Genomic DNA, 25,577 nt, shown 5'->3' on the forward strand with positions numbered 1-25,577 from the left:
ACCTTCGACAGAGGCCGGGCAGACAATCAGAGCTCACCTTTCGTGCATTTCCGGCCCCTCAGACAAAGTGTCGCGGAGGACAAGCACAGCCAGGGGCTCCGGCGAACCGGAAACCGGCTTCACAGGTGCAAGCTTCGATCGGCTCGGGAACACCGCCGCACGGAATGCGGCACGACCCGTGTTCGTCGACGGCCGTCAGTTGAAGGCGATCAGCTCTTCGATCGACGCCGGCGCGCGCGGTGCTGGGGCATCGGGGGCCATGGTCGGCCCGCCAGCAGGTGCAAACAGCGTCGACTGGCTCGGCACCGGCATACGCGGCGCCACGACCGATTGCGCGGACGCCACCATGATCGGCCGCTCAGGCCGCACTTCCGGCAGCGTCGGCCTCTCCTCGCGCACCGGACGCACCGGCTTGTTGAACTTCGCCGCCAGAATGACCTCCGCCTGCGGACGGTTTGGCCGGCCCGGCAGAGCCTTGCGCTTCTCGTAGAAGGAGTTGCCCCCAGCCAGCACGACATAATGCATGTTGGTGTAGGGGAAATTGTAGCCGGCCGTATGGAAGAAGCGGGCCTTGCCGACCCCGGGATGACGTGCGCCGCGAAGAACCTTCTTCGCCATCTTGGCCGCCAGCGGCTTGCCGCTGTCGGTCATGGGCTTCGACAGAACGCCCGGCGCGAACTGCTTCTTCTGGCCGACGACGGCACAGACCGAATTCGGAAAATCCTTCGACTTCACCCGGTTCATCACGACCGTGCCGACGGCCAGCATGCCGTCAGGGCTGGAGCGGTTGGATTCGAAATACATGACACGCTGCATGCATTCGAAATCACTCATGCGTCGCGGCGAGTGACCGCAGCCGGCCAGGGCCAGCACGGCGCCGAGGGAAAGGAACGAGGAAATCAGGCGAAGACGACGAGATACAAACATTCGCGACCCGGTGGGCGGCGACGAGCCGCCTCAAGGGTCGCATTGTCCAGAAAGCGGTAAATAAAGCCTTAGGATCTCGATATTTGCCCGGAAATTCGCAGCGTGAAGACAAGAATGCCGCGGGCGCTCCCGCGGCATGGTGTCAGTTCAATCCCACTGCGGTGCCTCACTGCAGCGAGGTGGCGAGACGCACATCGCTCGGATGCGTGAGGGGGACCGTCCGATCGGCCTTGAGGCGCGTTGCGCCGGCTTCGCAGCCCGGCGTGATATTGGGCCAGGTATCGTGGGCGCAGGCCGTATCCAGAGCGCGGGCGACGCGCGTCTTCGGCGACAATTTGGCGACGGAGGCCGCCGCCGTCCGGTCAACGGCCGCCTCGCCCATGGTCGCTTCGCCCATCGTAGAATAAGCGATCGTCATGAAAGCGGCGAGCCCGATGCAGGCTGCCGAAACAAACGCTTTCGAAACGAGCCTATCCTGCGACATGTACCTCTCTCCTCAAATGAACTTGAACCTCGGGGCGCGGCGATCTGTCTGATCGACAGAGGCAGCGCCGCATTCCTCAGCACAAGTCCGGAAAGAGGCAATTGGTTCCTTTTTGTGTTCGCTTTCGGGCGTTTAATCAGGCGATCGAACGTCGGCGCGCGGCTTTCTCCGTATCAACCGGCCAGATGCGCTGGGTCGAGATTTCTTCATAGAGACCCTCCACATCCTCCGGATAGCAAAGTGCCGTACCGGGCGTCAGAGCAGTCGCCGCACCGGATGCGGTTGCCAGACGCAAGGCATCGTCCGGGGTCTTGCCCTGAGAAATAGCGAGCACCATCGCGGCCAGGAAGCTGTCGCCGGCACCGGATGCGGAGCGCGTCTTCACCTCCGGAGGCCGACAGAAATGCGTCTCTTCGGGCGTCACGAGAAGAGCGCCATGGCGCCCGAGCGTGACGGCGAGCATGCCGACCCCGTCGTGCTGAACATAATCGCGGGCGGCAACTGCCGCCGCCTTCGGTCCATGCAGATCCTGGCCGACGATGCTGCCGAGTTCGCCGAGGCTCGGCTTGGCGAGAAGGACGTTGTTGCCGGCGAGCGTGCGGCTGAGATGCAGGCCGGACGTGTCGAGCACGAATTTGGCGCCCTTCTTCGTCACCATCTCGGCGATGCGCGGGTAGAAATCCTCGGACACGCCGGGCGCCAGGCTGCCGCTTGCAACGAAATAGTCGCATTCGGTCTCTTCGACACGCTTGAAGCAGGCGTTCTGCTCCTCTTCCGACAGGGTCGGCCCTTCAGGCACGAAGCGATATTCCTGTCCGGTCGCGGTCTCGAAAACCACATGCGCCATGCGCGTCGCCCCGGCGATGGAGACCACCGACCGCTTGACGCCCTCGCGCTCCAAAAGCTCATCGAGCAGGGCGCCAGTGGCGCCTCCGAGGCAGACGATCGCTTCGACGTCACCACCCAAACGATGCACGACGCGCGCCACGTTGACGCCGCCACCGCCCGGATCGATCCGTCCGCGGTGCGTGCGGATCTTGTGCACCGGCCGAACGAGTTCGGCTTCGCTCGTGTCATCGATGGTCGGGTTGACGGTTAGCGTAACGATTGAAGGCATGAATTCCCCAACATGAGAGCGCGCGATTCGGCGAGCCGCCTTATCACGCAACCTTGAAGCAGCTGTGTCGCCGCCATGCAAATTCGGCGCCAAGGAGGAGACGGCAGAACCGGGAGTCCGAACGAGAATGGCATCCGGCTCGCCTCGCTTTGCGCCGGACGATGCCGCATATTTGCCCACCGGCCAGTCTTGCCATCATCAGCCATCGGGGCGAGAGCAGGCCGACAGGATATCGATCACCCGCCGAATGCAAAGCTTTCTCTCCGTCCTTCTTCCTGACAGCCTCGGCATTCTTCCGGCTCTCCTGCTCATCGCAGCGAGCGTCGTCACCTCGGCTCTGACAGCGGCCCTCGGGCTCGGCGGTGGCATAGCCATGCTTGCTGCCCTCGGGCTTGCTCTGCCGGTGCCTGCACTTATCCCTGTTCACGGCGTTGTCCAGCTCGGCTCCAATGCCGGGCGGGCGTTGTTGCAAAGGCGGCACGCCGAATGGCGCCTGATCTGGCCGTTCCTGGTGGGCAGCGTCATCGGCGCGGCTCTCGGCGCGCGTTTCGTCGTCGCCCTGCCGGAAGCCCTTTTGAAGACGGGGCTCGGGCTTTTCATCCTGGTGATGATCTGGACGAAGCTGCCGGCGATGAAGCTCGGGGCGCAGCGGCTGCTGTTCGGCTTCGTCGGGCTCTTCTCGACGTTCCTCACCATGTTCTTCGGCGCGACGGGCCCCTTCGTCGCCGCCTTCGTCGGTCCGGCTCTTTCAAACCGCATGCAGGTGATCGGCACGCATGCCGTGATGATGACCGCCCAGCACCTCTTCAAGGTGGTGGCGTTCGTCGCCGTCGGCTTCGCCTTTGCCGAATGGCTGCCGTTCCTCGTCGCCATGGTGGTCGCGGGCTTCATCGGCACGGCGCTCGGCACGCGCATCCTCAAGGGACTCAAGGAGGAGAACTTCCGCCTGGGCTTTCGCCTGGTCGTTTCGCTTCTGGCGCTCGATCTTCTGCGCCGCGGCGTCGTGCTCCTCCTCGCCTGAAGGCGGCCTTATTCGGCCGCCTCGGCCTCTGCCTCGCTCGCAGGCGGCGTCCAGCGCAGCACCGGCTTGCGGGCGGCACCGGTCTCGTCGAGCCGGCGGCGCGGTGCGAAGCGCGGCGCGTCGACGAAGCGGGCCGTATCCCCCGCTTTCGCGGACATCACGAGATCGCGCAAAGTCGCCGTGAAGACATCGAGCGACGCGCGGCTTTCCGATTCCGTCGGCTCGATCAGCATCGCGCCTTTGACGACCAGCGGGAAATACATGGTCATCGGGTGGAACCCCTCGTCGATCATCGCCTTGGCGAAATCGAGCGTCGTGACCTCCGTCTCCTCCAGGAAGCTCTCGTCGAAGAGAACTTCGTGCATGGAGGGATGATCCGGGAAAGGCAGCGACATCAGATCCTGCAGGCGGGCACGCACGTAATTGGCGTTCAACACCGCGTCCTCGGCCACCTGCCGCATGCCGTCGGCGCCGTGCGACAGCATCCAGGCGAACGCTCGCACGAACATACCCATCTGGCCGTGGAAGGCGGTCATGCGCCCGAACGGCTTCTCCTCACAGTCTTCCGCCGTCTCGATGAGACGATAGCCTTCCTCGGTCTTCGCAATCAGGGGCAGCGGCGCGAAGGGCGCAAGCGCCTCCGACAAAACCGTCGGTCCGGCGCCGGGGCCACCGCCGCCATGCGGGGTGGAGAAGGTCTTGTGCAGATTGATATGCATGGCGTCGACGCCGAGATCGCCCGGCCGCACCTTGCCCAAAATCGCGTTCAGATTGGCGCCGTCGCAGTAGAAATAGCCCCCCGCCTCATGGATCGCTTCGGCGATCGCCACGATCTGCGGCTCGAACAGCCCGCAGGTGTTGGGGTTGGTCAGCATCAAGGCAGCGACATCGCCTTCATGCTTGGCGCAAATCTCGCGCACCATCTCGGCGGCCACGGTGCCGTCCTCGCCGGCCGGCACGGTGACGACCTTGAAGCCGAGGAGCGCGGCCGTCGCCGGATTGGTACCGTGCGCGGAGGCCGGCACCAGGACGGTGCGACGATCCTCGCCGCGGGCGGCAAGCGCTGCCTTCACCGACATCATGCCGCAAAGCTCGCCATGGGCGCCCGCTTTCGGGCTCATGGCGACGGAGGCCATACCGGTCAATGTGCAGAGATAGCGGCCGCATTCGTGGATGAGTTCGAGCGCTCCCTGCACGGTGTCGACCGGCTGCAGCGGATGAAGGTCGGCAAAGCCCGGCAGCCGCGCCATCTGCTCGTTGAGGCGCGGATTGTGCTTCATCGTGCACGAGCCGAGGGGATAGATCCCCATGTCGATGGCGTAATTCTTTTGCGACAGGCGCACGTAGTGGCGCATCGCTTCCGGCTCCGAGAGGGCCGGCAGATCGAGCGCCGCCTGCCGCTCCTGGCCACCGAGACGCGGCGTGAAGGCCGCGGGCTCTTCGATATCGACGCCTGAGACGCCGTCGCGGCCGAGCTCGAACAACAGCGGCTCGGAAATATCGAGCGCCTTGTTGCCGGAAAAGGTCGGCCGCTTCGGCTTCAGAGTGGCGAGGCTCGGGGCAAGATGTTCGTCATTCACCATGAAGGTGTCTCCAAAATCGCGCGCGGCGATGAAAAACAACGGCGGAGCGGGCAGCGCATGGGGTTCAAAGCGCCGCCTCGATGGCCGAGGCGTAGGCAGCGATATCGTCGTCCGTGGCCGTCTCGGTTGCGGCGACGACGATGAGATCGTCGAGACCGCAATCGGGTTCGAGCCGCGACACGGGCAGGCCCGCGACGATGCCGGTATCGGCGAGCTTTTCGACGAGAGCGGTCGCATCGCCCGGCACGCGGATGGTAAACTCGTTGAAGAAGCTGTCGTTGACGATCTCGACGCCCGAAATCGCGCCGAGCGCATCGGCGAGACGGCAGGCGCGCTCATGGTTGCGAAGAGCGAGCTTCTTCAAGCCATCGCCGCCGAGCAGCGTCATATGCGCCGTGAAGGCGAGCGCACAGAGGCCGGAATTGGTGCAGATGTTGGAGGTCGCCTTGTCGCGGCGGATATGCTGCTCGCGGGTGTTGAGCGTCAGCACATAACCACGCTTGCCTTCCCGGTCGCGGGTCTCGCCGCAAAGACGGCCCGGCATCTGGCGGATGTACTTCTGCTTCGTCGCGAAGAGACCGACATAAGGCCCGCCGAAGGAGAGCGCATTGCCGATCGACTGGCCCTCGCCGACGACGATATCGGCGCCCTGCGCGCCCGGCGGCTCGATCAGACCGAGAGACACGACCTCGGTAAAGACGGCGACGAGAAGCACGCCCTTTTCCCGGCAGCGCGCAGCAAGTGGCTTCAGGTCGATGAGCTGACCGTAGAACGACGGCGACTGGACGACGACGCAGGCAACGTCTTCGCTGATCTCGGCAAGGAGATCCTCGCCACCCTTCGGGTCAGGCGGCAGCGAGATGCATTCGTCGTCTTCCATATTGGCGAGCGTCTCGACGACCTCGCGATATTGCGGATGCAAGCCGCCGGAGAGAACCGCCTTGGAGCGCTTCGTCACGCGGCAGGCCATCAGCACGGCCTCGGCCGTCGCCGTGGAGCCGTCATACATGGAGGCGTTGGCGACCTCGGTGCCGGTCAATTCGGCGACCTGGGTCTGGAATTCGAACAGGGTCTGCAGCGTGCCCTGGCTGATCTCCGGCTGATAGGGCGTGTAGGAGGTCAGATATTCCGAGCGCTGGATGATGTGATCGACGCTCGCCGGCACGTGATGGTGATAGGCGCCTGCGCCCAGGAAAAACGGCCCGTCACCGGCCGCACGATTTTTGGCGGCAAGCCGGCGCATCAGCCGGGCGACTTCCATCTCGCTCTTGTGTCGCGGCAGATCGACCGCCTCTTTCAGAAGCTTGTCGGCCGGAACGTCGCGAAACAATTCGTCGATGGTTTCGACGCCGATCACGCGCAGCATATCGGCGCGGTCCTGATCGGTATGGGGGAGATAGCGCATATGGAACCCGAAACTTAGTGGCGGGGAGAGCCAGAGAGCCCGCCCCTAAAGGGGCGGGGCGAGGCGTGAAAGCGCGGCGTCAAGGACGCCTCACTCGCGGAAATCGACAACGATTTCCGACTTCAAAGAATTGCCGATGAAGCAGAGCTCGTGTGCCTGCTCGTGCACTTTTTCGAGCATTGCGTGATCCGGCTGGTCGCCATCGAAGGTCACCTTCGGACGCAGGATGATCTTCGTCAGACCCTTCTTGCGCGGCTCGAAGACGCCCAGGATGCCTTCGGCCTTGTCCTCGTAAGCGACCGGCGTGAAGCCGTGCTTGCGGATCAGGTCGATGAAGAAGAGCATGTGGCAGCTCGACAGAGAGGCGACGAGCCCCTCTTCCGGATCCACGGCATCTTCCTTGATCACGGCCGCCGGCAACACGGCAGGTCCCGGCGAGGCCGGAACGACGAGGCCCGCATCGAGATGCCATTCATGAACGCGGCTATGCTTGTTGGCGCGCACCGCCTCGGCGTCGCCCTTCCATTCGATCGTTGCGTAGTAGCTGCTCATAATTCCTCGCAGAAAGCCTTGTAGGCGGCCTCGTCCATGAGACCGTCGAGTTCGCTTTTGTCGGAGAGCTTGACGCGGAAGAACCAGCCATCACCCTCCGGCGCCTCATTGACCGTCTGCGGCGCGTCCTCCAATGCGGCATTGGAGTCCGTCACCTCGCCGGAAACCGGCGCATAGACCTCACTCGCGGCCTTCACCGATTCCACGACCGCCACCTCGTCGCCCTTGGCGATCGCCTTGCCCTTCTCAGGAAGCTCCACGAAAACCACGTCTCCCAATTGCTCGGCGGCAAAGGGGGTGATGCCGATTGTGGCCGTGTCGCCATCCAGGCGCACCCATTCGTGCTCCTTGCTGTAACGGGTCGTCATTGTTTGGCTCCTGATTTCGGGCGGTGGTAGCAGTGCGGGACAAAGGGAAGAGGCACGACCTCGGCGGGCTCGGCCCCGCGCCGGCCGGCGAGATGCAATTCGGTGCCGGGATCGGCATAGGCGCGGTCGACATAACCCATCGCGACAGGGCCCCCGACGGTCGGACCGAAGCCGCCCGAGGTCACTTCGCCGATGACGGAATCGCTTGCACCGAGGATCTGAGCGCCTTCGCGCACCGGGGCGCGACCGGAAGGCTTCAGGCCCACGAGACGGCGCGAGGGACCATCGGAAAGCTCGGCCAGGATGCGGCCGGCACCCGGAAAGTCGCCGCGCTCGCGCCGCGCCTTGGCGATGGCAAAGCGCAGCCCCGCCTCGACCGGAGACGTGGTTTCGTCGATATCATGACCGTAGAGCGGCAATCCGGCCTCGAGCCGGAGCGAATCGCGCGCACCGAGACCGATGGGCTTCACCGCCTCGTGCGCGAGGAGCGCTCTCGCCAAGGCCTCGGCTTCATCAGCGGCGACAGAAATCTCGAACCCGTCCTCGCCTGTATAGCCGGAGCGCGAGAGATGCACTTTTGCGGAATGGCCATCGCCGAGCCGGATTTCGGCACGCGCGGCCTGCATGAAGGTGAGATCCGCCACCTCGGGGCAGAGGCCACTCAAGACCTCCGCGGCGGCAGGCCCCTGAAGGGCCAGGAGCGCGCGATCTTCGACCGCCTCGAGCGTGACCCCGTCCGGCAGGCGCTCGCGCACATAATCGTCGTCGATCTCCTTGCGGGCGGCATTGAAGACCATGAAGAGACGGCCCTCGTCCTCCTCGCCGGCAAGGCGCGCGACCATGAAATCGTCGACGATGCCGCCGTTGTCGAGAAGAAGAAACGTGTAGCGCTGCCGGCCGGGTTTCAGCCCCTGGAAGTCGCCCGGCGCCAGACGCTCCAGCGCCTTGGCGGCCGTCTCGTGATCCGGAGCCGAAAGAATTCGCTGGCCCATATGGGAGACATCGAAGAGCCCCGCGCGGTCGCGCGTCCAATGGTGCTCGCCGATGATGCCATCATACTGAACCGGCATGGCATAGCCGGCGAAAGGCACCATACGCCCGCCCAGCTCCTGATGGAGCTCGAACAAAGGGGTACGTTTCAAATCACTGATATCAGTCGCCACACGACCTCCCGCAACAGATTTCGAACGCAGTCGGACCTTCGACCCTTCCACGCCCCCTCTGTCGCAGGACCTGAGAGATTCCCGGCCTGAGGCCATACGCCTCCACCGGTTACTCCGTCGGTGAGCCGCCGACTCTCGCTACAAATAGAGAGCCGGTGCTGCTTTCCAGAGTGTCGCTCGCCGTCACGGTCCCGTGGCCTGAGAGTTTCCGGGGCGGTTGCTCCTTCGGCGTTTCAAAACAGGCTTCAAACCTGCAATGAAACTCTCCCGAGCGGCGTATCGTCAGGGCAGGCCGCGACTGGACCTGCCCCGCTTATCATCGGCATCGCTGCGACGGAGTCAACGCACAACGCGCGTCGAACCCGTTTGTCAGCACCCTTTTGCCGCCACGCGCAACAAAATGCGCTTGGCTCAGCGCTTGGAGTCCTCGTCGAAGCCGACATAGATGATGTAATCGCGGTCGTTGCCCGGCGACGGCACGGTCACCTCGTAAACCTGTGAAAACACGCTCGAAAGCTCCGGCCCAATGGTGACGGAGACCTTCTTCAGCTCGGAGGTGAGCACCGCCTCGTCGTGTTTCACGACCACGATGCGAATCGGCAGATCGACTGTCGCCTGCCCGCCCTGCGGGCCCGCGAGAACCCGCCCGGACACACCGATCCTGAGCGTCAGATTGCCGGACGCATCGTAAAGGCATTCGCGCGCGGTCTCTCCGAGACTGCCCTGCCAGACGAGGTTTTCGTCGCTTTCTTCGGCACCCCGCTTGTACCGCCGCAGGGTCTGCGTGTCGGCCTTGATGCGCAGATCCGGGCAATAGCTCGGCCCGAGATAGCGGCGGATGTCGATCTCGTTGGAGCCTTTCTGGGCGGTACCGGGCTCGACAGGCACGGTTTCCTCGGCTCCGCCGCCGAAGCCCAGCCCGCCGAGACAGCCGGCAAGCAGGAACGACAGGGAGAGTGCGGCAAGGAGCGAGACGGCAGGGATCGGAAAGGAGGGACGCACGGCAGACCTATGAATTGGCTCAAGAGCGGCCGGCTCTATAGCAGTCCCCGCGTCAGAAATTAAGGCTTCAGGAAACGTTAACCCTGTTTGTCAACCCGTCATTCACCCTGTTCTGCGAGCGTAGTTAACGACCGGAAGGGGAGAGTTTTGTCGATGCGTACTGCTTCCAAGCGGCCGGGTGCCGGCTTCGCAAGCGTTCTGCCGAGCCTGCCGCAGGACGTGATTTTGAAGGGCGATTGCATCCCGATGATGGAAAAATTGCCGGCCAAAAGCGTCGATCTCATCTTCGCCGATCCGCCTTACAACCTGCAGCTCCAGGGCGACCTGCATCGCCCGGACCAATCGCGGGTCGATGCGGTCGACGATGCCTGGGACCAGTTTTCCGATTTCGCCGCCTATGATGCGTTCACGCGTGCCTGGCTCTTGTCGGCGCGCCGCGTTCTGAAACCCGATGGCGGGCTGTGGGTGATCGGCTCCTATCACAACATCTTCCGCCTCGGCACGATCCTGCAGGATCTGGGCTTCTGGATCCTGAACGACATCGTCTGGCGCAAGACCAACCCGATGCCGAATTTCCGCGGCCGCCGCTTCGCCAATGCGCATGAAACGCTGATCTGGGCGGCGCCCTCGCCGAAGGCCAAGCGCTACACCTTCAATTACGACGCGCTCAAAGCCTTCAACGACGACCTGCAGATGCGCTCCGACTGGACCTTGCCGATCTGCACCGGCGAGGAGCGGCTCAAGGACGAGACCGGGCGCAAGGTGCATCCGACGCAGAAGCCGGAATCGCTTCTCTATCGCGTTCTCCTGTCGACGACGAAGCCGGGCGAGACGGTTCTCGATCCCTTCTTTGGAACGGGCACGACGGGTGCGGTCGCCAAAAAGCTCGGCCGCCATTTCATCGGCATCGAGCGCGAACAATCCTATATCGATGCTGCGGAAGCGCGCATCGAGGCGGTGCGTCCCTCAGATGCTCCGGCGCTCAGCGTCGTCCAGGGCAAACGCGCCCAGCCGCGCATTCCCTTCGGCACGCTGCTTGAAGCCGGTCTCGTGAAGCCGGGCGAGCGCCTTTACGATCCGAAGGGCCGCTTGAGCGCGCTCGTGCGTGCCGACGCCTCGCTCATCTACGAAAAAGACGGCCGGCGCCATGAAGGCTCGATCCACCGCGTCGGCGCCGCGGTTCAGGGCCTCGAAGCCTGCAATGGCTGGGTCTTCTGGCACATGCGCACCAAAGAGGGGCTGAAGCCCATCGATTGCCTGCGCGACACGGTTCGCGGCGCTCTGGCTGCCTGAGCGATCTCAGGCCCTTGCAAGCCGCGGCTTCGCCCGATCGAGCTTCACGCCCTCTGAAGCGAGATCGGCGCGAAGCTTGTCGGCGCCGGTGAAATGCAGCGCTCGCCAGCCGGCCTGGCGTGCGCCTTCGACGTTCGGCTCGCTGTCGTCGATAAAGAGGGTCGCGGCCGGATCGAGATCGAAGGCCGCCGCGTGGTGGCGATAGATCGCCAGGTCCGGCTTCACCAGGCCGAGCTCGCCCGACACCGTCACGCCGCGGGTTGCGTTCAGAAACGGGAACCGCTTTCGGGCCTCCACGAACGTGTCCGGGGCGAAATTCGTCAAGAGCGTGACGTCGTAGCCGGCCGCCAGAGTATCCTGAAGCACGGCGACGCTGTCCTCATAAACGTAAGGCACCATCATCGACCAGCGCCGGCGAAACGCTCGGATCAGCTCCGCCTTGTCGGGATGACGGGCGATCGCTTCCGCTTCCGCATCGGCCCAGGACCGGCCGCGGTCCTGTTCCAGATTCCAGGCATTGGAGCACACCTCCTCCAGGAAGGCGCGGCGCTCGGCCTCGGCGGGAATGAGATCTTTATAAGCAAGGTGCGGATCGTAATGCAGAAGCACCTTGCCGATGTCGAAGACGATGTGACGGATCGGTTGCATGGCTTCACCCATAGCCGGCGCATGATCGCAAATCCATGACGCGGAGTTCGATGCGGCGAATGCGCGAGACGCGGTCGGCAAGTGCGCCGGCACGATCGCACGCCCTCACCTTGTCGCCCGCGCCTTCGTCGCTCCTGGGATCGCCGCCTCGACGATTTTCGCCATGACCGTCGGCAGGCCGGCATCCTTCAGGTTTTCAAGGTCGTGCCACCAGAAGCCTTCGGGCGCCGGCGTGTCCGACGGCAAAGCGGCCTGCCAGATCGTCACCTTCAAATCGATATGCGTGAAGATATGCGAGACCTGCGGCGCGATCTTGCGCCAGGGCGCGGAAAGCGGCGGGGTCGGCATCTGCGTGACGGGCGATTCCTGCCACGGCCCCGTCGGCACTTCGCTCATCCCCCCGAGGAGCCCCTTCGGAGGGCGCCGCGACAGCAGGATCTTGCCGTCACCGCGCAAAGCCACGAAGGCACCGGCGAACTTCTTCGCCTTCGCCCGCTTCGGCGCCTTGACGGGATAGGCCTCCTCGCGCTGCTCGCCATGCGCACGGCACATCATATTGAGCGGGCAGAGCGCGCAGGCGGGACGTTTCGGCGAGCAGATCGTGGCGCCGAGATCCATCATGGCTTCGGCGAACTCGCCCGGACGGTCCTGCGGCACGAGCGGGCGCAGCGTCTCTCGGATCTCCGACTTTGCCTGCGGCAGCGGCCGGTCGATGGCGAAAAGCCGGGACACGACACGCTCGACATTGCCGTCGACGACCGGCACCGGCTCGTCGAAGGCGATCGCGGCGATAGAGGCGGAGGTATAGGGGCCGATGCCCGGCAATTTGGCGAGGTCCTCCGCCTTGCGCGGCATCATGCCTCCGTAATCCTCGGCGACACGGCGCGCGCAGGCGACGAGATTGCGAGCCCGCGAATAATAGCCGAGCCCCGCCCAGGCGGCCATCACATCCTGTTCCGGGGCGGCGGCGAACGCCATCATGTCCGGCCAGCGGGCCGTGAAGGCGGCAAAGTACTCACCGACGGCCTTCACCGTGGTTTGCTGCAGCATGACCTCGGAGAGCCAGACGCGATAAGGGTCCGGCTTGACCCCGGCACGGCGCCATTTCGGCCCGATGCGCCAGGGCAAGGTGCGCGCATGGCGCTCGTACCAGGCCAGCAAAGCCTGGGCGAGCACGTCCTTCACGGACGCGTCTTCCCCATTTTCCAAGGAAAGCCCCTCTTCCGAGGGGAAGCCGGCGGGTCTAGACTGGATCATTCCGGCCATGGAGCTTGAGAAAATGGCTATTGCAAGTGGGCCGGTGAGATTTTCTGTCGCGACAGGTCGTAGTCGAGGAGGCAAAAGTTGGCGGGACCCGTTCCGACGAAAGCAAAACCGATCGCCGAACTCATTGGCGGCACGCTCGACCCCTTGATGCGCAAGCGCGGTCTCGCCAAGGCGGACATTCTGCGCTGGTGGCCCGAGATCGTCGGCAGCCGCTATGCGGGGCTGACGGCACCTGAACGGATCCGCTGGCCGCGCAATGACGGCGAAAGGGCCGCGACCTTGATCGTCCATGCCGACCCGAGCGTGGCGCTGCCGCTTTCTTATGACCTCGAGGGCGTACGCGACCGGCTCAACGCCTTTCTCGGCTTTCGCGCCGTCGGCGTGGTGAAACTGGTGCAACGCCCTTTTGCGAACGAACCCAAGGCCGTACCGCGGCCCGCGAGCCCGCAGACCAACGAACGTCTTGAGACGAAGCTCGCGACCGTCGACGGACCACTTCGCGATTCTCTGCGGGCGCTCGGACGTGCCATTCTGGCACGCTCATGACCCTTATTCTCGCGGTCTCGTGACCCGGTGAGACAGAGGCGGCTCTTTGCGGCCACATTCATCCGCCCTAAACACGCGCCTGAGCGCTGTTAAATTGTTCATGCCGCCTTCATGCCCTTTCGGGAGAATGGCGGCCCCCTCAGGAGGTTTCCCTTTGCCGTTGTTCACCCGCCGACAATTCGCCGCCACCGCCCTCATTGCCGGGCTTTTCGCCGCAGCCCCGGCCTTTGCGCAGGACGAAGGCCCGTCCGAAGTGCCGATGGACCAGTTGATGGCCTCGGGACCGATCCCCGACCGCGCTCTCGGCTCAGAGGACGCACCCGTCACGATCGTCGAATACGCGTCCATGTCCTGTTCGCATTGCGCGGACTTCCACAACGAGACCTATCCGAAGCTGAAAGAGCAGTATATCGACACCGGAAAGGTTCGCTTCGTCTTCCGCGAATTCCCGATCGATGCCGCTGCCTTCGCCATCGCCATGACGGCGCGCTGCGCACCGGAAGATCGCTATTTCGATATCATCGACCTGTTCTTCGAGCATCAGCTCGACTGGATCCGCGCCGAGGATCATTACGGAGCCATTCTCGATCTCGCCAAGCAGGCCGGCTTTTCTGAGGAAAGCTTCGAGGCATGCTTGCAAAAACAGGAATTGTTCGATGGACTAAGCGCCAGACGAGACAAGGCTTCGAAGGAATTCGGCGTTCACGGTACCCCGACTTTCTTCATCAACGGCGAGAAGCTGGTCGGAGCGCGATCATTTGATGAGATCAAGGCCAAGATCGAGGCGGCGCTTTAAGCCCTCCTGCGAGAGGGCTGCGTCCGATTCCGGCCTCACCAGGTCTTGTGACATCAACGGCGGCCGCGGATGAAAATCACGCGGCTGCGGATCGCCGGCTTCAAATCATTCGTCGACGCCACGGATGTGGTCATCGAGCCCGGACTTTCTGGCGTCGTCGGCCCGAACGGCTGCGGCAAGTCGAACCTCGTCGAAGCCCTGCGCTTCGTCATGGGCGAGAGCTCGTTCAAGGCCATGCGCGGCTCGGGCATGGACGATGTGATCTTTGCCGGTTCCACCAACCGGCCGGCGCGCAACGCCGCCGAGGTGAGCCTGCAGGCGATCGTCGACGGTGCGGCGGCGGCTCACGTCATGAAGCCCGGCCAGGCACCGGCAACCAGCGCCGAACTTGAGATCAGCCGCCGCATCGAGCGCGAGGCCGGCTCCACCTACCGCGTCAACGGGCGCGAGGTACGCGCCCGCGACGTGCATATCCTGTTTGCCGATGCGGCGACCGGCGCGCGCTCTTCGGCTCTCGTGCGCCAGGGCCAGATCGGTGAGCTGATCGCCGCCAAACCCAAAGACCGGCGCTCGATCCTCGAAGATGCCGCCGGCATTTCGGGGCTGCATTCGCGCCGCCACGAGGCTGAGCTGAAGCTCAAAGGTGCGGAGCAAAATCTCGAGCGCCTGGAAGATGTCCTCGGCGAGATCACGAGCCAGCTCGAAACCTTGAAGCGGCAGGCGCGGCAGGCCGCCCGCTACCGCAACCTCTCCTTCGACATCCGCAAGATGGAGGCGCAGCAGGCGCTGATCCGGCTGAGTGAAACCGATGAACGCCTCGCCAAGGCGGAAACGGCCCTCAACCAGGCGGGACTTGCCCTCGCCAAGGCTGCGGAAGAGCAGTCGAAGGCCGCCAGAGAAGAAGCGGTATCAAGCTCGTCTTTGCCAAAACTGCGTGAGAAGGCTGCCGCAGCGGCGGCGGCCGTGCAGCATTTGCGGCTCAAATCCGAAGAGCTGAAACGCGAAGCGGCGCGACGGGAAGCCCGGCAGCGCGAGCTCGAGAGCCGGCGCAAGGAAACGGCCGAGGACGTCGCCCGCGAGGAGGAGCACGGGCGCGAAGCGCGCTCCGCACTCGCCACGTTCTCCGCCGAGGCGAAGACGCTCACCCGCGACAAGGAGGGCGCGGTCAAGCGGCTCGCCGAAGCGACGGCGACAGCGAAGGAGCGGGCCGAGGCGCTCGCCAAGGCCGAGGCGGAACTATCAGAAGCCCGGGCCGAGCTTGCGGCGCAAGCCGCGGAACGCCGCCAGCAGGAGATGCGGGTGCGCGAAGCGGAGGCGGCCCGCGAGCGCCTTCTCGGCGAGGCCCGGAAGTTGAAGGCGGAACAGGCCGAGCTTGCCCAGAAAGCCGGGTCCGAAGGCACCGTCGAGGCCGCCAGATCCGCGCTCGAAGCCGCGGAAAAAGCGCTGAAAGCGGCCGAAGAGACCGCCCAGAAGAAAGAGCAGGAGATCCAGCGCGCCCGTGAGGGCGAGGCGAAAGCCCGTGAAAAGAGGGCGGAAGGATTGCGCGCCCTCACCGCCCTGCAGGCCGAAGAGAAGACGCTCGCCCAGCTCCTGCGGCCCACGACGGACAGCCATTTCGTCCCGGTCGTCGAGGGGCTGAAGGTCGAGCCCGGCTACGAAGCGGCACTTGCTGCAGCGCTCGGCGAAGATCTCGACGCATCGGCCGATCCGCAGGCGCCGTTCTCGTGGCAGGAGCGGGGCAAGATCGCACGCGCACCGAAACTTCCGCCGAACGTCCCTTCCCTGGCGCAGTTCGTGTCCGGGGAGCCGCGTCTCGCACCGCGGCTTTCGCAGATCGGAGTCGTCGAGGAAGAGGATGGCCACGCACTCTTTCCGAAGCTTGCCGTCGGGCAGCGCCTCGTCAGCCGCAGCGGCGCTCTCTGGCGATGGGACGGCCTGACGATCAAGGGCGGCGCCAAGACGGCGGCGGCCGTTCGCCTGGAACAAAAGAACCGGCTGGAAGCCCTTTCTGGCAAGGTTGCGAAGGCAGAAAAAGACGCCGCGAAAGCGACGGCGGCGCTTGAGAAGGCGACCGAAAAGCGTCGGCAAGGCGAAGAGGCCGAACGTCAGGCGCGCCAGGCGCTCAAGGAGGCCCGCAGCCAGCGCGACCGACAGGCGTCCGCTCTGTCCGAGGCAGAGCGGGTTCTTGCGCGCCAGTCGGAGCGGCTTGCTTCGATCGCCACGAACCTCGCCCGCGTGGAAAGCGATGCCGAGGCGCAGGCGACGCGGCTTGAAGAAGCACGCGCCGCGCTTGGCCAGGCAGAGGCGAACGACGAGGCCGAAGCGAAGGCACAACAGCTCGCCAGAAACGTGGAAGCCGCTCGCCGCGAGGCGTCCGATGCGCGCGCAGCCGCGGATTCCTTGCGCCATGCGAGCGCGGCGCGGGACGAGCGTCTGGCTGCGCTTGGTCGAGAGATCACCGCCTGGCAGGGGCGGATCGAACGGGCGGCGCGGCGCATCGAAGAATTGCAGGCCCGACAGGCAGAGCTCGACGCAGAAATCGAAAAGCTCGCCGAAGAGCCGGAAACCTATGCCGTGCGCCAGCGCGAATTCGCCTTCGAGATCGACAAGGCGGACACCCATTCGAAGGCGGAAGCCGACCGGCTCGCCGAAGCGGAAACGGCGCATCGCAGCTTCGCCGATGCCGCCAGGCGCGCCCTCGATGGGCTGTCCCAGGCCCGCGAGGCAAAAGCGCGTGAGGACGAGCGGGCCTCCGCCATCCGCCAGAAGCGGGAAGATCTCGTCGCGGAAATCACCGCGCATTTCCGCACCCGCCCCGAGGGGCTGCGGGAAACCGCCGAACTGAAGCCGGGCGCCCCGCTGCCGGCGCTCGCCGCCGTCGACCAGCGGCTGGAGCGGCTTTTGCGCGAGCGCGAGCGCCTCGGCGGGGTCAATCTCCGGGCGGAGGAGGAAGCCAAGGAGGTCGAGGAGCGCCTCACCACGCTGACGGCCGAGCGCGACGATCTCACGGCCGCCATCAAGCGCCTGCGTCAGGCCGTTCATTCCCTCAACCGGGAAGGCCGCGAACGGCTGCTCGGCGCCTTCGACACGGTCAACCGGCACTTTCAGGAGCTTTTCCACACCCTTTTCGGCGGAGGGTCGGCGGAGCTCATGCTGACCGAATCCGACGATCCCCTCGACGCCGGGCTAGAGATCATGGCGCGGCCTCCCGGCAAGAAGCCGCAGATCATGACGCTCCTCTCGGGCGGCGAACAGGCGCTCACGACGATGGCGCTGATCTTCGCCGTCTTTCTCACGAACCCCTCGCCGCTTTGTGTCCTCGACGAGGTCGATGCGCCGCTCGACGACGCCAATACGGAGCGTTTCTGCGATCTTCTCGGCGATATGCGCCAAAAGACGGAGACCCGTTTTCTCGTCGTCACCCACAATCCGATCACCATGGCCCGAATGGACCGGCTCTTCGGCATCACCATGGCCGAACGCGGCGTGTCACAACTCGTTTCTGTAGACCTCGAAACGGCGGAACGTTTTCGCGAAGCCGGGTAAAGGGTGGGCGAGGCCCGGCCAAGAAAACCCTTCAGGATCTATTTCTCTTTTCTTTTCAACGGCATATCCCTAATTTTGATGTTCTTGACTTGGCCTGACGGCAAAATTATGGTGCGCCCGGTTTCGCAGGGGCCCGGACCCGCCCCGTCTTCACGATGGCGCCGCATCAAGGCTTCCAGGAAGGAGCCGGTGAATGGCTGACAAACGCTCCGGCGAGGAGCGCCGGGAGAAGACGGACGGCGGACAGGGGCCTATTGCCGATACCGACCTGGAACGTCGCTTTGCCGACCTTTCGCGCACCCTGGACAAGGGGAAACGGGTCAGGCAGGCCGCTGAAGCGCCTGAGCGCACCGATTCGTCGGGATATGCGCTTGCGTTACGCATCGCCAGCGAGTTTATCGCAGGTGTTCTGGTCGGAGCGGCCCTGGGATGGGGATTGGACGAGGTCGCAGGGACCTCCCCCTGGGGGCTTATCGGCTTTCTGATGCTGGGATTTGCCGCCGGCGTGCTCAATGTGATGCGCGCCGCGGGTAAAATAGCCGGGCCTTACGACAGGCTCGACAAGGACAAGGACGGCGGGCCTGCCCGTCACGATTGAGGCGAGGCCGATTAAGGCCCGGGGAAGCAAGGGGTAGGCTGTGGCGAGCGAAGCGGCGACGCATTCCGACACCGTGGATCCGATCCACCAGTTTCACATCAACAATCTGGTCGATTTCGGCCAGATCGGCCACAGCACGTTCGCTTTCACCAATTCGGCGCTGTTCATGGCCATTACGGTGATGCTGATCGTCGGCTTCATGATGCTGTCGACGCGCGGCCGCGGCCTCGTGCCGGGGCGCATGCAGAACGTCACCGAGATGTTCTACGAGTTCACGGCCAACATGCTGCGCGAAGCCGCCGGATCGGAAGGCATGCGCTTCTTCCCGTTCGTCTTCACGCTGTTCTCGTTCATCCTGGTGGCGAACCTGATCGGCATGGTGCCGTATTTCTTCACCGTGACGGCGCATATCGTGATCACGGGCGCGCTCGCGCTTCTCGTCATGGCGATCGTGATCGGCTACGGCTTTTCCAAGCACGGCTTCGGCTTCCTGAAGCTCTTCGTGCCCGACGAGGTGCCTGGGCTCATCCTGCCGATGATCGTGGCGATCGAGATCCTCTCGTTCATCTCGCGCCCCGTCAGCCTCTCCATTCGTCTTTTCGCCAACATGCTGGCCGGTCATATTACCCTCAAGGTGTTCGCCGGCTTCATCATCTCGCTGTCGACGTTCGGCGTGATCGGCTGGGCCGGTGCGGTCCTGCCTTTCCTGATGGTGGTGGCTCTCACGGCCCTTGAAATTCTTGTGGCTGTCCTGCAGGCCTATGTCTTCGCAATTCTGACCTGCATGTACCTCAACGACGCGCTGCATCCTTCGCACTGACGGCGCGGTTTTTTCTCCATCCTCTTCCAACACGCAAGGAGCATGAACATGGAAGCAGATGCTGCAAAGCTGATTGGCGCGGGCATTGCCTGCATCGGCATGGGCGGGGCCGGCGTTGGCCTGGGTTCGCTCTTCGGCCACTTCCTCGAAGGCGCATTGCGCAATCCCGCGGCTGCGGACGGCCAGTTCGGCCGCCTCATCTTCGGCTTCGCGGTCACGGAAGCGCTGGGCATCTTTTCGCTCCTGATCGCCCTTCTCCTCATCTTCGCCGTCTAAGCCAGACAGCGAAGACGGCGCGCCGGAGGCACACGCCACCGGCGGCCGAACGGCTTGAGGAGAAGAGCACGTGGTAACAACGGCACTCGCTCAGACGGCCGCGGAAACGGCGGCGGAACATACCGAAATCGCGGATTCGGCCCATGGGGCGTTTCCGCCTTTCGATCCGTCGACGTATCTCTCGCAGCTCATCTGGCTCGCGGTCTTCTTTGGCCTGCTCTATTACCTGCTCAGCAAGATGGTGCTGCCACGCATTGCCACCATCCTTGAGGAGCGGCACGACCGCATCGCCGACGATCTCGCAGAGGCAGAAAAGCTGAAGCGGGAGAGCGACGAGGCGATCGCGGCCTACGAGCAGGCGCTCGCCGAAGCCCGGCAGCGCGCTCACGGCATTGCCCAGGATGCCCGAGACAAGGCGAAAGCCGAGGTCGAGGACGAACGGGCCAAGGCCGAGGCGGAGCTCGAAGAGAAGCTGCAGGCCGCCGAAGCACGCATCGGCGAGGTGCGCGACAAGGCTCTCGCCGAAGTCGACGCGATCGCCAAGGAGACGACCGAGGCGCTCGTTGAGACCCTGTCCGGAGAAGCTCCGGCAGATGCGGAGGTCGGGTCAGCCGTCTCCGCAGCCATGAACGAGCGGAGATAACGATGGACGCAACCAGCCTAGCTTCGCTGTGGGTCTTCATCGGCCTTCTCACCTTCCTCGGCATCATGATCTATCTCGGCGTGCCGAAGATGATGACGGCCGCGCTCGACAAGCGCTCGGAGAAGATCCAGCACGAGCTCGACGAGGCTCGGCGCCTGCGGGAAGAGGCGCAGGCGCTTCTGGCCGAATATCAGCGCCGCCGCCAGGAGGCCGAGGAAGAGGCGGCCGGGATCGTGGCGCTTGCCGAAAACGAAGCGGCCGCCCACGCCGCCGAGGCCAAACAGCGGCTCGAGGAATATATCGAGCGGCGCACGCGCGGTGTGGAACAGCGCATCGCTCAGGCCGAGGCCCAGGCGGTCAGCGACGTGAAGGCACGGGCGGTCGATGTGGCCGTCGCAGCCTCCGCAAAGATCCTCGCTGAACAGAACGAGGGCGCGGTCGGTCAGCGGCTGATCAACAGCTCCATCGAGGGCTTGAAGCGGCACTGAGTGGCTTCGACAAAGAGACGACAAAAGGCGGGCCTTGGCCCGCCTTTTTCTTTTTCGGCAGACGGTTTATCCGACAGACGGGTGGGACCTCGCCGGGCAGCGCGTGGCTGAGCGCGGGTGGGCCCGCCCTCTTCGCGGCTCTGCTCTCTACATATTGCCGGGCCTATTTGCCGGCGAGGAGCGCCGCGATGGGCGCAAAGCTCGTGCGGTGGAGGCGGCACGGCCCGAGCCGCGTCAGGGCCGCTCTGTGGGCCGGCGTCGCGTACCCCTTATGGGCGCCGAGCTCGTAGCCTGCAAACACGCCGTCGCAATGCGCCATCATCCGATCGCGGGAGACTTTCGCCACGATCGAGGCTGCGGCAATCGACAGCGAGGAGGCGTCTCCGCCGATCAGCGCCTCGCACGGCAGATCGATGTTCGGCACCTTGTCGCGACCGTCGACGAGAACCGCGTCGGCCGCTTCCGGCAGACTTTTAAGAGCGCGCGCCATGGCGAGGAGCGCCGCATTGCGGATGTTGATGCGGTCGACGGTGGCCGTCGAGCAATAGGCGACGGCGACATCGGCACAGCCGAGGATCTCTTCGTAGAGTTCCTGGCGGCGCAGCGCGGTAAGCGCCTTGGAATCATCGATGCCGACCGGGATGTTTTCCGGATCGAGAATCACGGCGGCGGCCACGACGGGGCCGGCGAGCGGGCCACGGCCCACCTCATCGATGCCCGCGATGCGGCGGTAGCCAGCAAGCATCAGCCGCGTCTCGGCCTGCAGATGCGGACCGGCAGCCGTCTCGGAAGGCGCAGCCTTCGCGGCGCCAGGCTTCCGAGCGCCCGACTTCTGCGTTTGAGAACGTTTGCGAATCGTCTTTGTCGCCGACATTCCCCGCCGATAGGCTGCGGCTCCTTGCGATGCAAGCCGGGCACTGGCCTGCCAAGGCGCGCTGTCCACCTTCGGACACAGACGTCTTCGATCCGTTGGCGTCCGTGACGTCTAAAAGAGCTTCAACTGGCCGCCGACCGGCACCGGCGGAGAAAAGAGATCCGTGCGCATATCGTAACGCCGTTCGTTCAACCGCAGGCGCTTTGCCGCCAGTTCGAAGCGGCGGCCGATCTGCCAGGCGTAAGGCCCCCTGCCCCGCTGGCGCTCATGCCAGGCCGAATCATAATCCTTGCCGCCCCGCATGGAGCGCATCAGCGACAGAACATGTTCGGCTCGGTCCGGGAAATTCTCTTTGAGCCATTCCTTGAAGATCGGCGCCACTTCGAGCGGCAGCCGCAACAACACATAGCCGGCAGAGGTGACGCCTGCCGCTGCACCTGCCTCGAGAAGGCGCTCGATCTCATTGTCGTTGATGGCCGGCACGATCGGCGCCGTCATGATGGACACCGGAATGCCGGCTTCGCTCAGGCCGGAAATCGCTTCAAGCCGTTTCGCCGGCGTCGAAGCCCGCGGCTCCATCAAGCGCGACAGCTTATGGTCAAGGCTCGTCACGGAGAGGCCGACTTTGACGAGCCCCTTCTCCGCCATCGGCGCGAGGATATCGAGATCGCGCAGAACGAGCGCCGATTTGGTGACGATGCCGACCGGATGATTGGCGGCCGAAAGGACTTCGAGCACATCGCGCATGATCCGGTACTGGCGCTCGACCGGCTGGTAAGGGTCGGTGTTAGTGCCGATCGCAATCGGACGCACCTCGTAGCCCGGCGCGGCGAGTTCTTTCTCCAGAAGCTTCGCCGCATCCGGTTTGGCGAAGAGCCGCGTCTCGAAGTCGAGCCCCGGCGACAGGCCCATATACGCGTGCGTCGGCCGGGCGAAACAATAGGCGCAGCCGTGCTCGCAGCCGCGATAGGGATTGATGGACCGGTCGAAGGAAATGTCGGGTGACGCATTGCGGGTGATGATCTTGCGCGGCCGCTCGATCGTCACCTCCGTGCGCAGACGGGGCAGCTCGTCGAGGCTCTCCCAGCCATCGTCGACGATCTGTCGCGTCTGTTTTTCGTAACGGCCCGTCTCGTTGGAGACGGCCCCGCGGCCGCGCCGCACGAGCGGCCGCAGCGCGGTGGAGATCTGTTCGGTCCCCCCGTCTTCCCACCCATCTTCGGAGGCGGAGTTTGCCTGGCCGAGCGCCACCCAGGCCGCATCGCGCTCTGCGTGAAACCGTGACGACGCAGAGGATGCGGCATTCCGCTTTGCGGCTGCTGCGGAACCGCCCCTTGGGGTGTGGGGTGTGGGCGGGGCGAAGGTGGCGCTCGGCTCAGGCATAATGAGAATATAGCGCGAACATAGGAACATTACAAGAACAAAGGTGACTTTATTCCTAGGCAAAGCGAGGAAGCCGGGGATTGGACCATCCGCCTTAACGAAACAGTTACCTTTCTGTTGGGTTAAGAGCCGGATTTCGCTAGCAAACCAGCATGATCACCGTGCTTCTTTCCGTGCCTGAAGATGCGCAGCATCTGGCGCGCAGCCTCACCGCCCTCGTTCCGGCGGCGGTCGAGGGTCTGGTGCGCGACGCCTATGTCGTCGGCGCGCCCAACGATGAAGAGATCGAAGCGGTGGCGGATGCTGCCGGCGCGGAACTCATAGGTCGCGAAGCTCTCCCAGAGACCATCGCCTCCGCGCGCGGCGAGTGGCTTCTCCTGATGGAAGGCGGCGCCCGCCCGCTCGACGGCTGGATGACGGCGGTTCGCGAGTGGATGGAAGAGCCAGGCCGCGGGGCCGCAAGCTTCACCCTCGCCGGCAAGCGCAAGACGCTCTTCGGTTTTCTGGAGCGGGAGGAACCGCTTCGCCGCGGCGTGCTCATGCGCAAGGCCGATATGGCGGCGGCCGGCGCGGACGACCTCAAAGCTCTTGCCCGCGGCCAGTCCACCAAACGCCTTTCCGCGCGGATGGCACCGCCGGCCTGAGAGGCGTCAGCCGCGTTTCAGATGCTCGTCGAGCCGCGGCATGATCTCGACGAAATTGCACGGCCTGTGGCGGTAATCGAGCTGGCTCTTCAAGATGCCGTCCCAGGCATCCCGGCACGCCCCCGGCGAGCCCGGAAGAACGAAGATGTAGGTCGCATTCGCCACGCCTGCGGTGGCGCGCGACTGGATCGTCGAGACGCCGATCTTGTCATAGGAAATGCGGTGGAAGACCGCTGAAAAGCCGTCCATGCGCTTTTCAAACAGGGGCTCCAGCGCCTCCGGCGTGACATCGCGGCCCGTAAAGCCGGTGCCGCCCGTGGTGATGATCACATCGATCGCGTCATCGGCGATCCAGCCCTGAACAAGCTTGCGGATGTCCTCAACATCGTCGCGAACGATGTCGCGCCCGGCGAGAACATGGCCGGCGTCGCGAATACGCTCTTCGAGTGTGTCACCGGAACGATCATCGGCAAGCGCGCGCGTATCCGACACGGTCAGCACCGCGATCTTGACGGGAATGAAGGCCCGCTCGTCGCCGCTTTGCGTCATTCCATCTCCCGGGCTCGAAACACAGAGTGAGTCCAGAGAGGACGCAACGCTTCCCCCGTCAAGAGAGGGGCGGAGCTTTGAGATCCTTCGGGCACGCGCCTCACGCCCCGGGCGGCAGGCGCGGCCTCGTCAGGAGGTCGCGTCCGTCTCTTTCGTCTTATCGCCGCTCGCCTCGCTCGTCGTCGCCCCGGACGCGTCGTCGGAGCCATCTCCCTGCGCCACGTCCGCTTCGGACGCCTCTTCAGGTTCGGGCGCCGGCGGCAGCTCTTCTGGATCGGGCTGCAGGACGGCCGTCTGCGGCGTCAGCATGCGCGGGCTCGGCACGGCGGAGAACGTCTCGCGCTCATGTTGCGGCGGCGGGGCGCGGCGGGTCGTGCGGTAGACCGAAAAGATCGCCATGGCGAAATGGGCCACCGCCGTGGTGACGAAGAGCCCTTGCGGGCCGAAGCTTTCCATCGTGCCGGAGGCGACGAGCGGCCCGGCCATCGTGCCGATGCCGTAAAGAAGCAGGAGGCCCGAGGACACCTGCACGAAGGAGAGGTCACTCGCAAAGTCGTTCGCATGGGCGACGGCAAGCGAATAAAGCGCGTAGGATGTGCCGCCATAAAGCGCGAAAGCGACGCTGAGCACGATTGGATTATGCGGCGCGAAGACCGCCAGCCCCGTTCCGACCAAACCGGAAAGAAGCGCTGCGCCGCCGATCATGTAACGCCGGTCGATGCGGTCGGAGAGCCGTCCCGCCGGCATCTGGATCAGCGCGCCGGCAATGATGGCGATGCTCATCAAGGTCGCGATGTGCGCCGTGCCAAGGCCGATCTGAAAACCGAACAACGGCCCGAGCGTGCCGAAAGCGCCGTTTGCCACGCCGACGAGGAGCGTCGCCACGAAGCCGACCGGCGAATTCTGAAAAAGCCGCTTCAGGTCGAGCGTGACGCCAGCCAGAGGCTGGGGAGCTGCCGCACGCGACAGTGACAAAGGCAGGAGCGCCAGACAGAAGAAAATCGCCCCGACCATGAAAGAGGTTTCACGGGCGGGATCACCGACGGCCACGAGCATCTGCCCGACGACGATCGCCACATATGTGATCGTCATGTAGACGCCGAAAATCGTGCCGCGGTTTTCGTTGGTGGCGCGCTCGTTCAGCCAGCTTTCGATGATCATGAAGCAGGCCGCGAGCACGAAACCGGAAAAGACGCGCAGAAGGATCCACGACAGCGGCGTCACGATCATCGCATTCAACAGGATGATGACGGCCGCGGCCGCGGCAGAGGCGGCAAACGCGCGAATATGGCCGACCTGATGGACGATGCGCGGCGCCATGAAACAGCTGGCGACGAAGCCGATCGCCCAGCCCGTGCCGACGAGGCCCAGCGAGAACGTCGAAAAATGCTCCAAGCCGCCGCGGATCGGCAGCAGGATGGAGTGCAAACCGTTCGCAGTCAGCAAGAAGGCCACGCTCAACAAGAGCGCAGCGATAGGGAGAAGTTGCCTGGCCATGATGGACGCCGAATTGCCGCGAGCCGCCGGTACCCCTGCGCATCGGCGACGGTCAAGCCCTCACGCGTTCACGCTTTGCGACAGCTTT

26 protein-coding genes and 1 riboswitch are annotated in these 25,577 nt (G+C 64.6%); of the genes, 11 read left to right on the plus strand and 15 right to left on the minus strand.

The window, feature by feature from the left end:
- Positions 1–195 precede the first annotated feature (195 nt).
- From L0F51_RS11740 to L0F51_RS11750, 3 genes are all read right to left on the minus strand, one after another.
- Complete coding sequence (locus tag L0F51_RS11740; RefSeq protein WP_234629435.1) at positions 196–834, minus strand: cell wall hydrolase; 639 nt, start codon at positions 832–834, stop codon at positions 196–198.
- A gap of 259 nt (positions 835–1,093) precedes the next feature.
- Complete coding sequence (locus L0F51_RS11745; RefSeq protein ID WP_234629436.1) at positions 1,094–1,411, minus strand: hypothetical protein; 318 nt, start codon at positions 1,409–1,411, stop codon at positions 1,094–1,096.
- Between the two features lie 136 nt (positions 1,412–1,547).
- Complete coding sequence (locus L0F51_RS11750; protein ID WP_234629437.1) at positions 1,548–2,528, minus strand: 1-phosphofructokinase family hexose kinase; 981 nt, start codon at positions 2,526–2,528, stop codon at positions 1,548–1,550.
- 247 nt (positions 2,529–2,775) lie between these two features.
- Between L0F51_RS11750 and L0F51_RS11755 the strand changes: the two genes are divergently transcribed.
- The gene (locus L0F51_RS11755) at positions 2,776–3,549 is read left to right on the plus strand and encodes a sulfite exporter TauE/SafE family protein (RefSeq protein WP_234629438.1); all 774 of its coding nucleotides are present in this window, start codon (positions 2,776–2,778) and stop codon (positions 3,547–3,549) included.
- Positions 3,550–3,557: 8 nt separating this feature from the next.
- On the opposite strand, the gene gcvPB is transcribed toward L0F51_RS11755, so the two are convergent.
- The 6 genes from gcvPB to L0F51_RS11785 form a co-directional block, all read right to left on the minus strand.
- Positions 3,558–5,132 (minus strand): aminomethyl-transferring glycine dehydrogenase subunit GcvPB, encoded by a 1,575-nt coding sequence (gcvPB, locus tag L0F51_RS11760; RefSeq protein WP_128292440.1) that lies wholly within the window; start codon positions 5,130–5,132, stop codon positions 3,558–3,560.
- Positions 5,133–5,196: 64 nt separating this feature from the next.
- Positions 5,197–6,537 (minus strand): aminomethyl-transferring glycine dehydrogenase subunit GcvPA, encoded by a 1,341-nt coding sequence (gene gcvPA / locus L0F51_RS11765; RefSeq protein ID WP_234629439.1) that lies wholly within the window; start codon positions 6,535–6,537, stop codon positions 5,197–5,199.
- A gap of 90 nt (positions 6,538–6,627) precedes the next feature.
- Complete coding sequence (locus L0F51_RS11770) at positions 6,628–7,089, minus strand: OsmC family protein (protein WP_092809223.1); 462 nt, start codon at positions 7,087–7,089, stop codon at positions 6,628–6,630.
- Positions 7,086–7,457 (minus strand): glycine cleavage system protein GcvH, encoded by a 372-nt coding sequence (gene gcvH / locus L0F51_RS11775; RefSeq protein ID WP_128292438.1) that lies wholly within the window; start codon positions 7,455–7,457, stop codon positions 7,086–7,088. Before gcvH ends, L0F51_RS11770 begins: the two co-directional genes overlap by 4 nt.
- On the minus strand, positions 7,454–8,620 hold the full coding sequence (gcvT, locus tag L0F51_RS11780; RefSeq protein WP_234629440.1) for a glycine cleavage system aminomethyltransferase GcvT: 1,167 nt from the start codon (positions 8,618–8,620) through the stop codon (positions 7,454–7,456). Before gcvT ends, gcvH begins: the two co-directional genes overlap by 4 nt.
- Positions 8,621–8,796: 176 nt before the next feature.
- A riboswitch (glycine riboswitch) is annotated at positions 8,797–8,900 on the minus strand.
- A 131-nt stretch (positions 8,901–9,031) separates the two neighbouring features.
- Entirely contained in the window at positions 9,032–9,622 is a 591-nt protein-coding gene (locus L0F51_RS11785) for a hypothetical protein (RefSeq protein WP_128292436.1), read from the minus strand.
- A gap of 153 nt (positions 9,623–9,775) precedes the next feature.
- On the opposite strand from L0F51_RS11785, the gene L0F51_RS11790 reads away from it, so the two are divergent.
- On the plus strand, positions 9,776–10,915 hold the full coding sequence (locus L0F51_RS11790) for a site-specific DNA-methyltransferase (RefSeq protein WP_128292435.1): 1,140 nt from the start codon (positions 9,776–9,778) through the stop codon (positions 10,913–10,915).
- A 6-nt stretch (positions 10,916–10,921) separates the two neighbouring features.
- Here L0F51_RS11790 and L0F51_RS11795 read toward each other — a convergent pair whose 3' ends face one another.
- A complete protein-coding gene (locus L0F51_RS11795; RefSeq protein ID WP_234629441.1) occupies positions 10,922–11,575 on the minus strand; it encodes an HAD family phosphatase in 654 nt (217 codons plus the stop codon).
- A gap of 93 nt (positions 11,576–11,668) precedes the next feature.
- Entirely contained in the window at positions 11,669–12,829 is a 1,161-nt protein-coding gene (gene mutY / locus L0F51_RS11800) for an A/G-specific adenine glycosylase (RefSeq protein WP_234629442.1), read from the minus strand.
- Positions 12,830–12,907: 78 nt separating this feature from the next.
- On the opposite strand from mutY, the gene L0F51_RS11805 reads away from it, so the two are divergent.
- The 8 genes from L0F51_RS11805 (at position 12,908) to L0F51_RS11840 (ending at position 20,542) form a co-directional block, all read left to right on the plus strand.
- On the plus strand, positions 12,908–13,375 hold the full coding sequence (locus L0F51_RS11805; protein WP_234629443.1) for a DUF721 domain-containing protein: 468 nt from the start codon (positions 12,908–12,910) through the stop codon (positions 13,373–13,375).
- Between the two features lie 154 nt (positions 13,376–13,529).
- Positions 13,530–14,171 (plus strand): DsbA family protein, encoded by a 642-nt coding sequence (locus tag L0F51_RS11810; protein ID WP_234629444.1) that lies wholly within the window; start codon positions 13,530–13,532, stop codon positions 14,169–14,171.
- A gap of 69 nt (positions 14,172–14,240) precedes the next feature.
- Entirely contained in the window at positions 14,241–17,717 is a 3,477-nt protein-coding gene (gene smc, locus L0F51_RS11815; protein WP_234629445.1) for a chromosome segregation protein SMC, read from the plus strand.
- Positions 17,718–17,910: 193 nt separating this feature from the next.
- Entirely contained in the window at positions 17,911–18,315 is a 405-nt protein-coding gene (locus tag L0F51_RS11820; RefSeq protein ID WP_370642390.1) for an AtpZ/AtpI family protein, read from the plus strand.
- A gap of 40 nt (positions 18,316–18,355) precedes the next feature.
- The gene (locus L0F51_RS11825; protein WP_234629446.1) at positions 18,356–19,135 is read left to right on the plus strand and encodes a F0F1 ATP synthase subunit A; all 780 of its coding nucleotides are present in this window, start codon (positions 18,356–18,358) and stop codon (positions 19,133–19,135) included.
- 48 nt (positions 19,136–19,183) lie between these two features.
- On the plus strand, positions 19,184–19,411 hold the full coding sequence (locus L0F51_RS11830) for a F0F1 ATP synthase subunit C (RefSeq protein WP_092810041.1): 228 nt from the start codon (positions 19,184–19,186) through the stop codon (positions 19,409–19,411).
- 70 nt (positions 19,412–19,481) lie between these two features.
- On the plus strand, positions 19,482–20,054 hold the full coding sequence (locus L0F51_RS11835; RefSeq protein WP_234629447.1) for a F0F1 ATP synthase subunit B: 573 nt from the start codon (positions 19,482–19,484) through the stop codon (positions 20,052–20,054).
- A gap of 2 nt (positions 20,055–20,056) precedes the next feature.
- Complete coding sequence (locus L0F51_RS11840; RefSeq protein WP_128292428.1) at positions 20,057–20,542, plus strand: ATP F0F1 synthase subunit B; 486 nt, start codon at positions 20,057–20,059, stop codon at positions 20,540–20,542.
- Between the two features lie 163 nt (positions 20,543–20,705).
- On the opposite strand, the gene L0F51_RS11845 is transcribed toward L0F51_RS11840, so the two are convergent.
- Together L0F51_RS11845 and L0F51_RS11850 are read right to left on the minus strand one after the other, a co-directional pair.
- The gene (locus L0F51_RS11845; RefSeq protein WP_234629448.1) at positions 20,706–21,287 is read right to left on the minus strand and encodes a ribonuclease HII; all 582 of its coding nucleotides are present in this window, start codon (positions 21,285–21,287) and stop codon (positions 20,706–20,708) included.
- 240 nt (positions 21,288–21,527) lie between these two features.
- A complete protein-coding gene (locus L0F51_RS11850) occupies positions 21,528–22,604 on the minus strand; it encodes a PA0069 family radical SAM protein (protein WP_234630331.1) in 1,077 nt (358 codons plus the stop codon).
- Positions 22,605–22,951: 347 nt separating this feature from the next.
- On the opposite strand from L0F51_RS11850, the gene L0F51_RS11855 reads away from it, so the two are divergent.
- A complete protein-coding gene (locus tag L0F51_RS11855; protein WP_234629449.1) occupies positions 22,952–23,443 on the plus strand; it encodes a glycosyl transferase family 2 in 492 nt (163 codons plus the stop codon).
- A gap of 6 nt (positions 23,444–23,449) precedes the next feature.
- On the opposite strand, the gene moaB is transcribed toward L0F51_RS11855, so the two are convergent.
- Positions 23,450–23,992: a molybdenum cofactor biosynthesis protein B gene (gene moaB, locus L0F51_RS11860; protein ID WP_234629450.1), complete on the minus strand. Its 543-nt coding sequence runs from the start codon at positions 23,990–23,992 to the stop codon at positions 23,450–23,452.
- A 129-nt stretch (positions 23,993–24,121) separates the two neighbouring features.
- On the minus strand, positions 24,122–25,489 hold the full coding sequence (locus L0F51_RS11865) for an MFS transporter (RefSeq protein WP_370642391.1): 1,368 nt from the start codon (positions 25,487–25,489) through the stop codon (positions 24,122–24,124).
- Between the last annotated feature and the right edge of the window lie 88 nt (positions 25,490–25,577).

The sequence above is a fragment of the Afifella sp. H1R genome, from assembly GCF_021462425.1.
GTDB classification, from domain to species: Bacteria; Pseudomonadota; Alphaproteobacteria; order Rhizobiales; family Afifellaceae; genus Afifella; species Afifella aestuarii.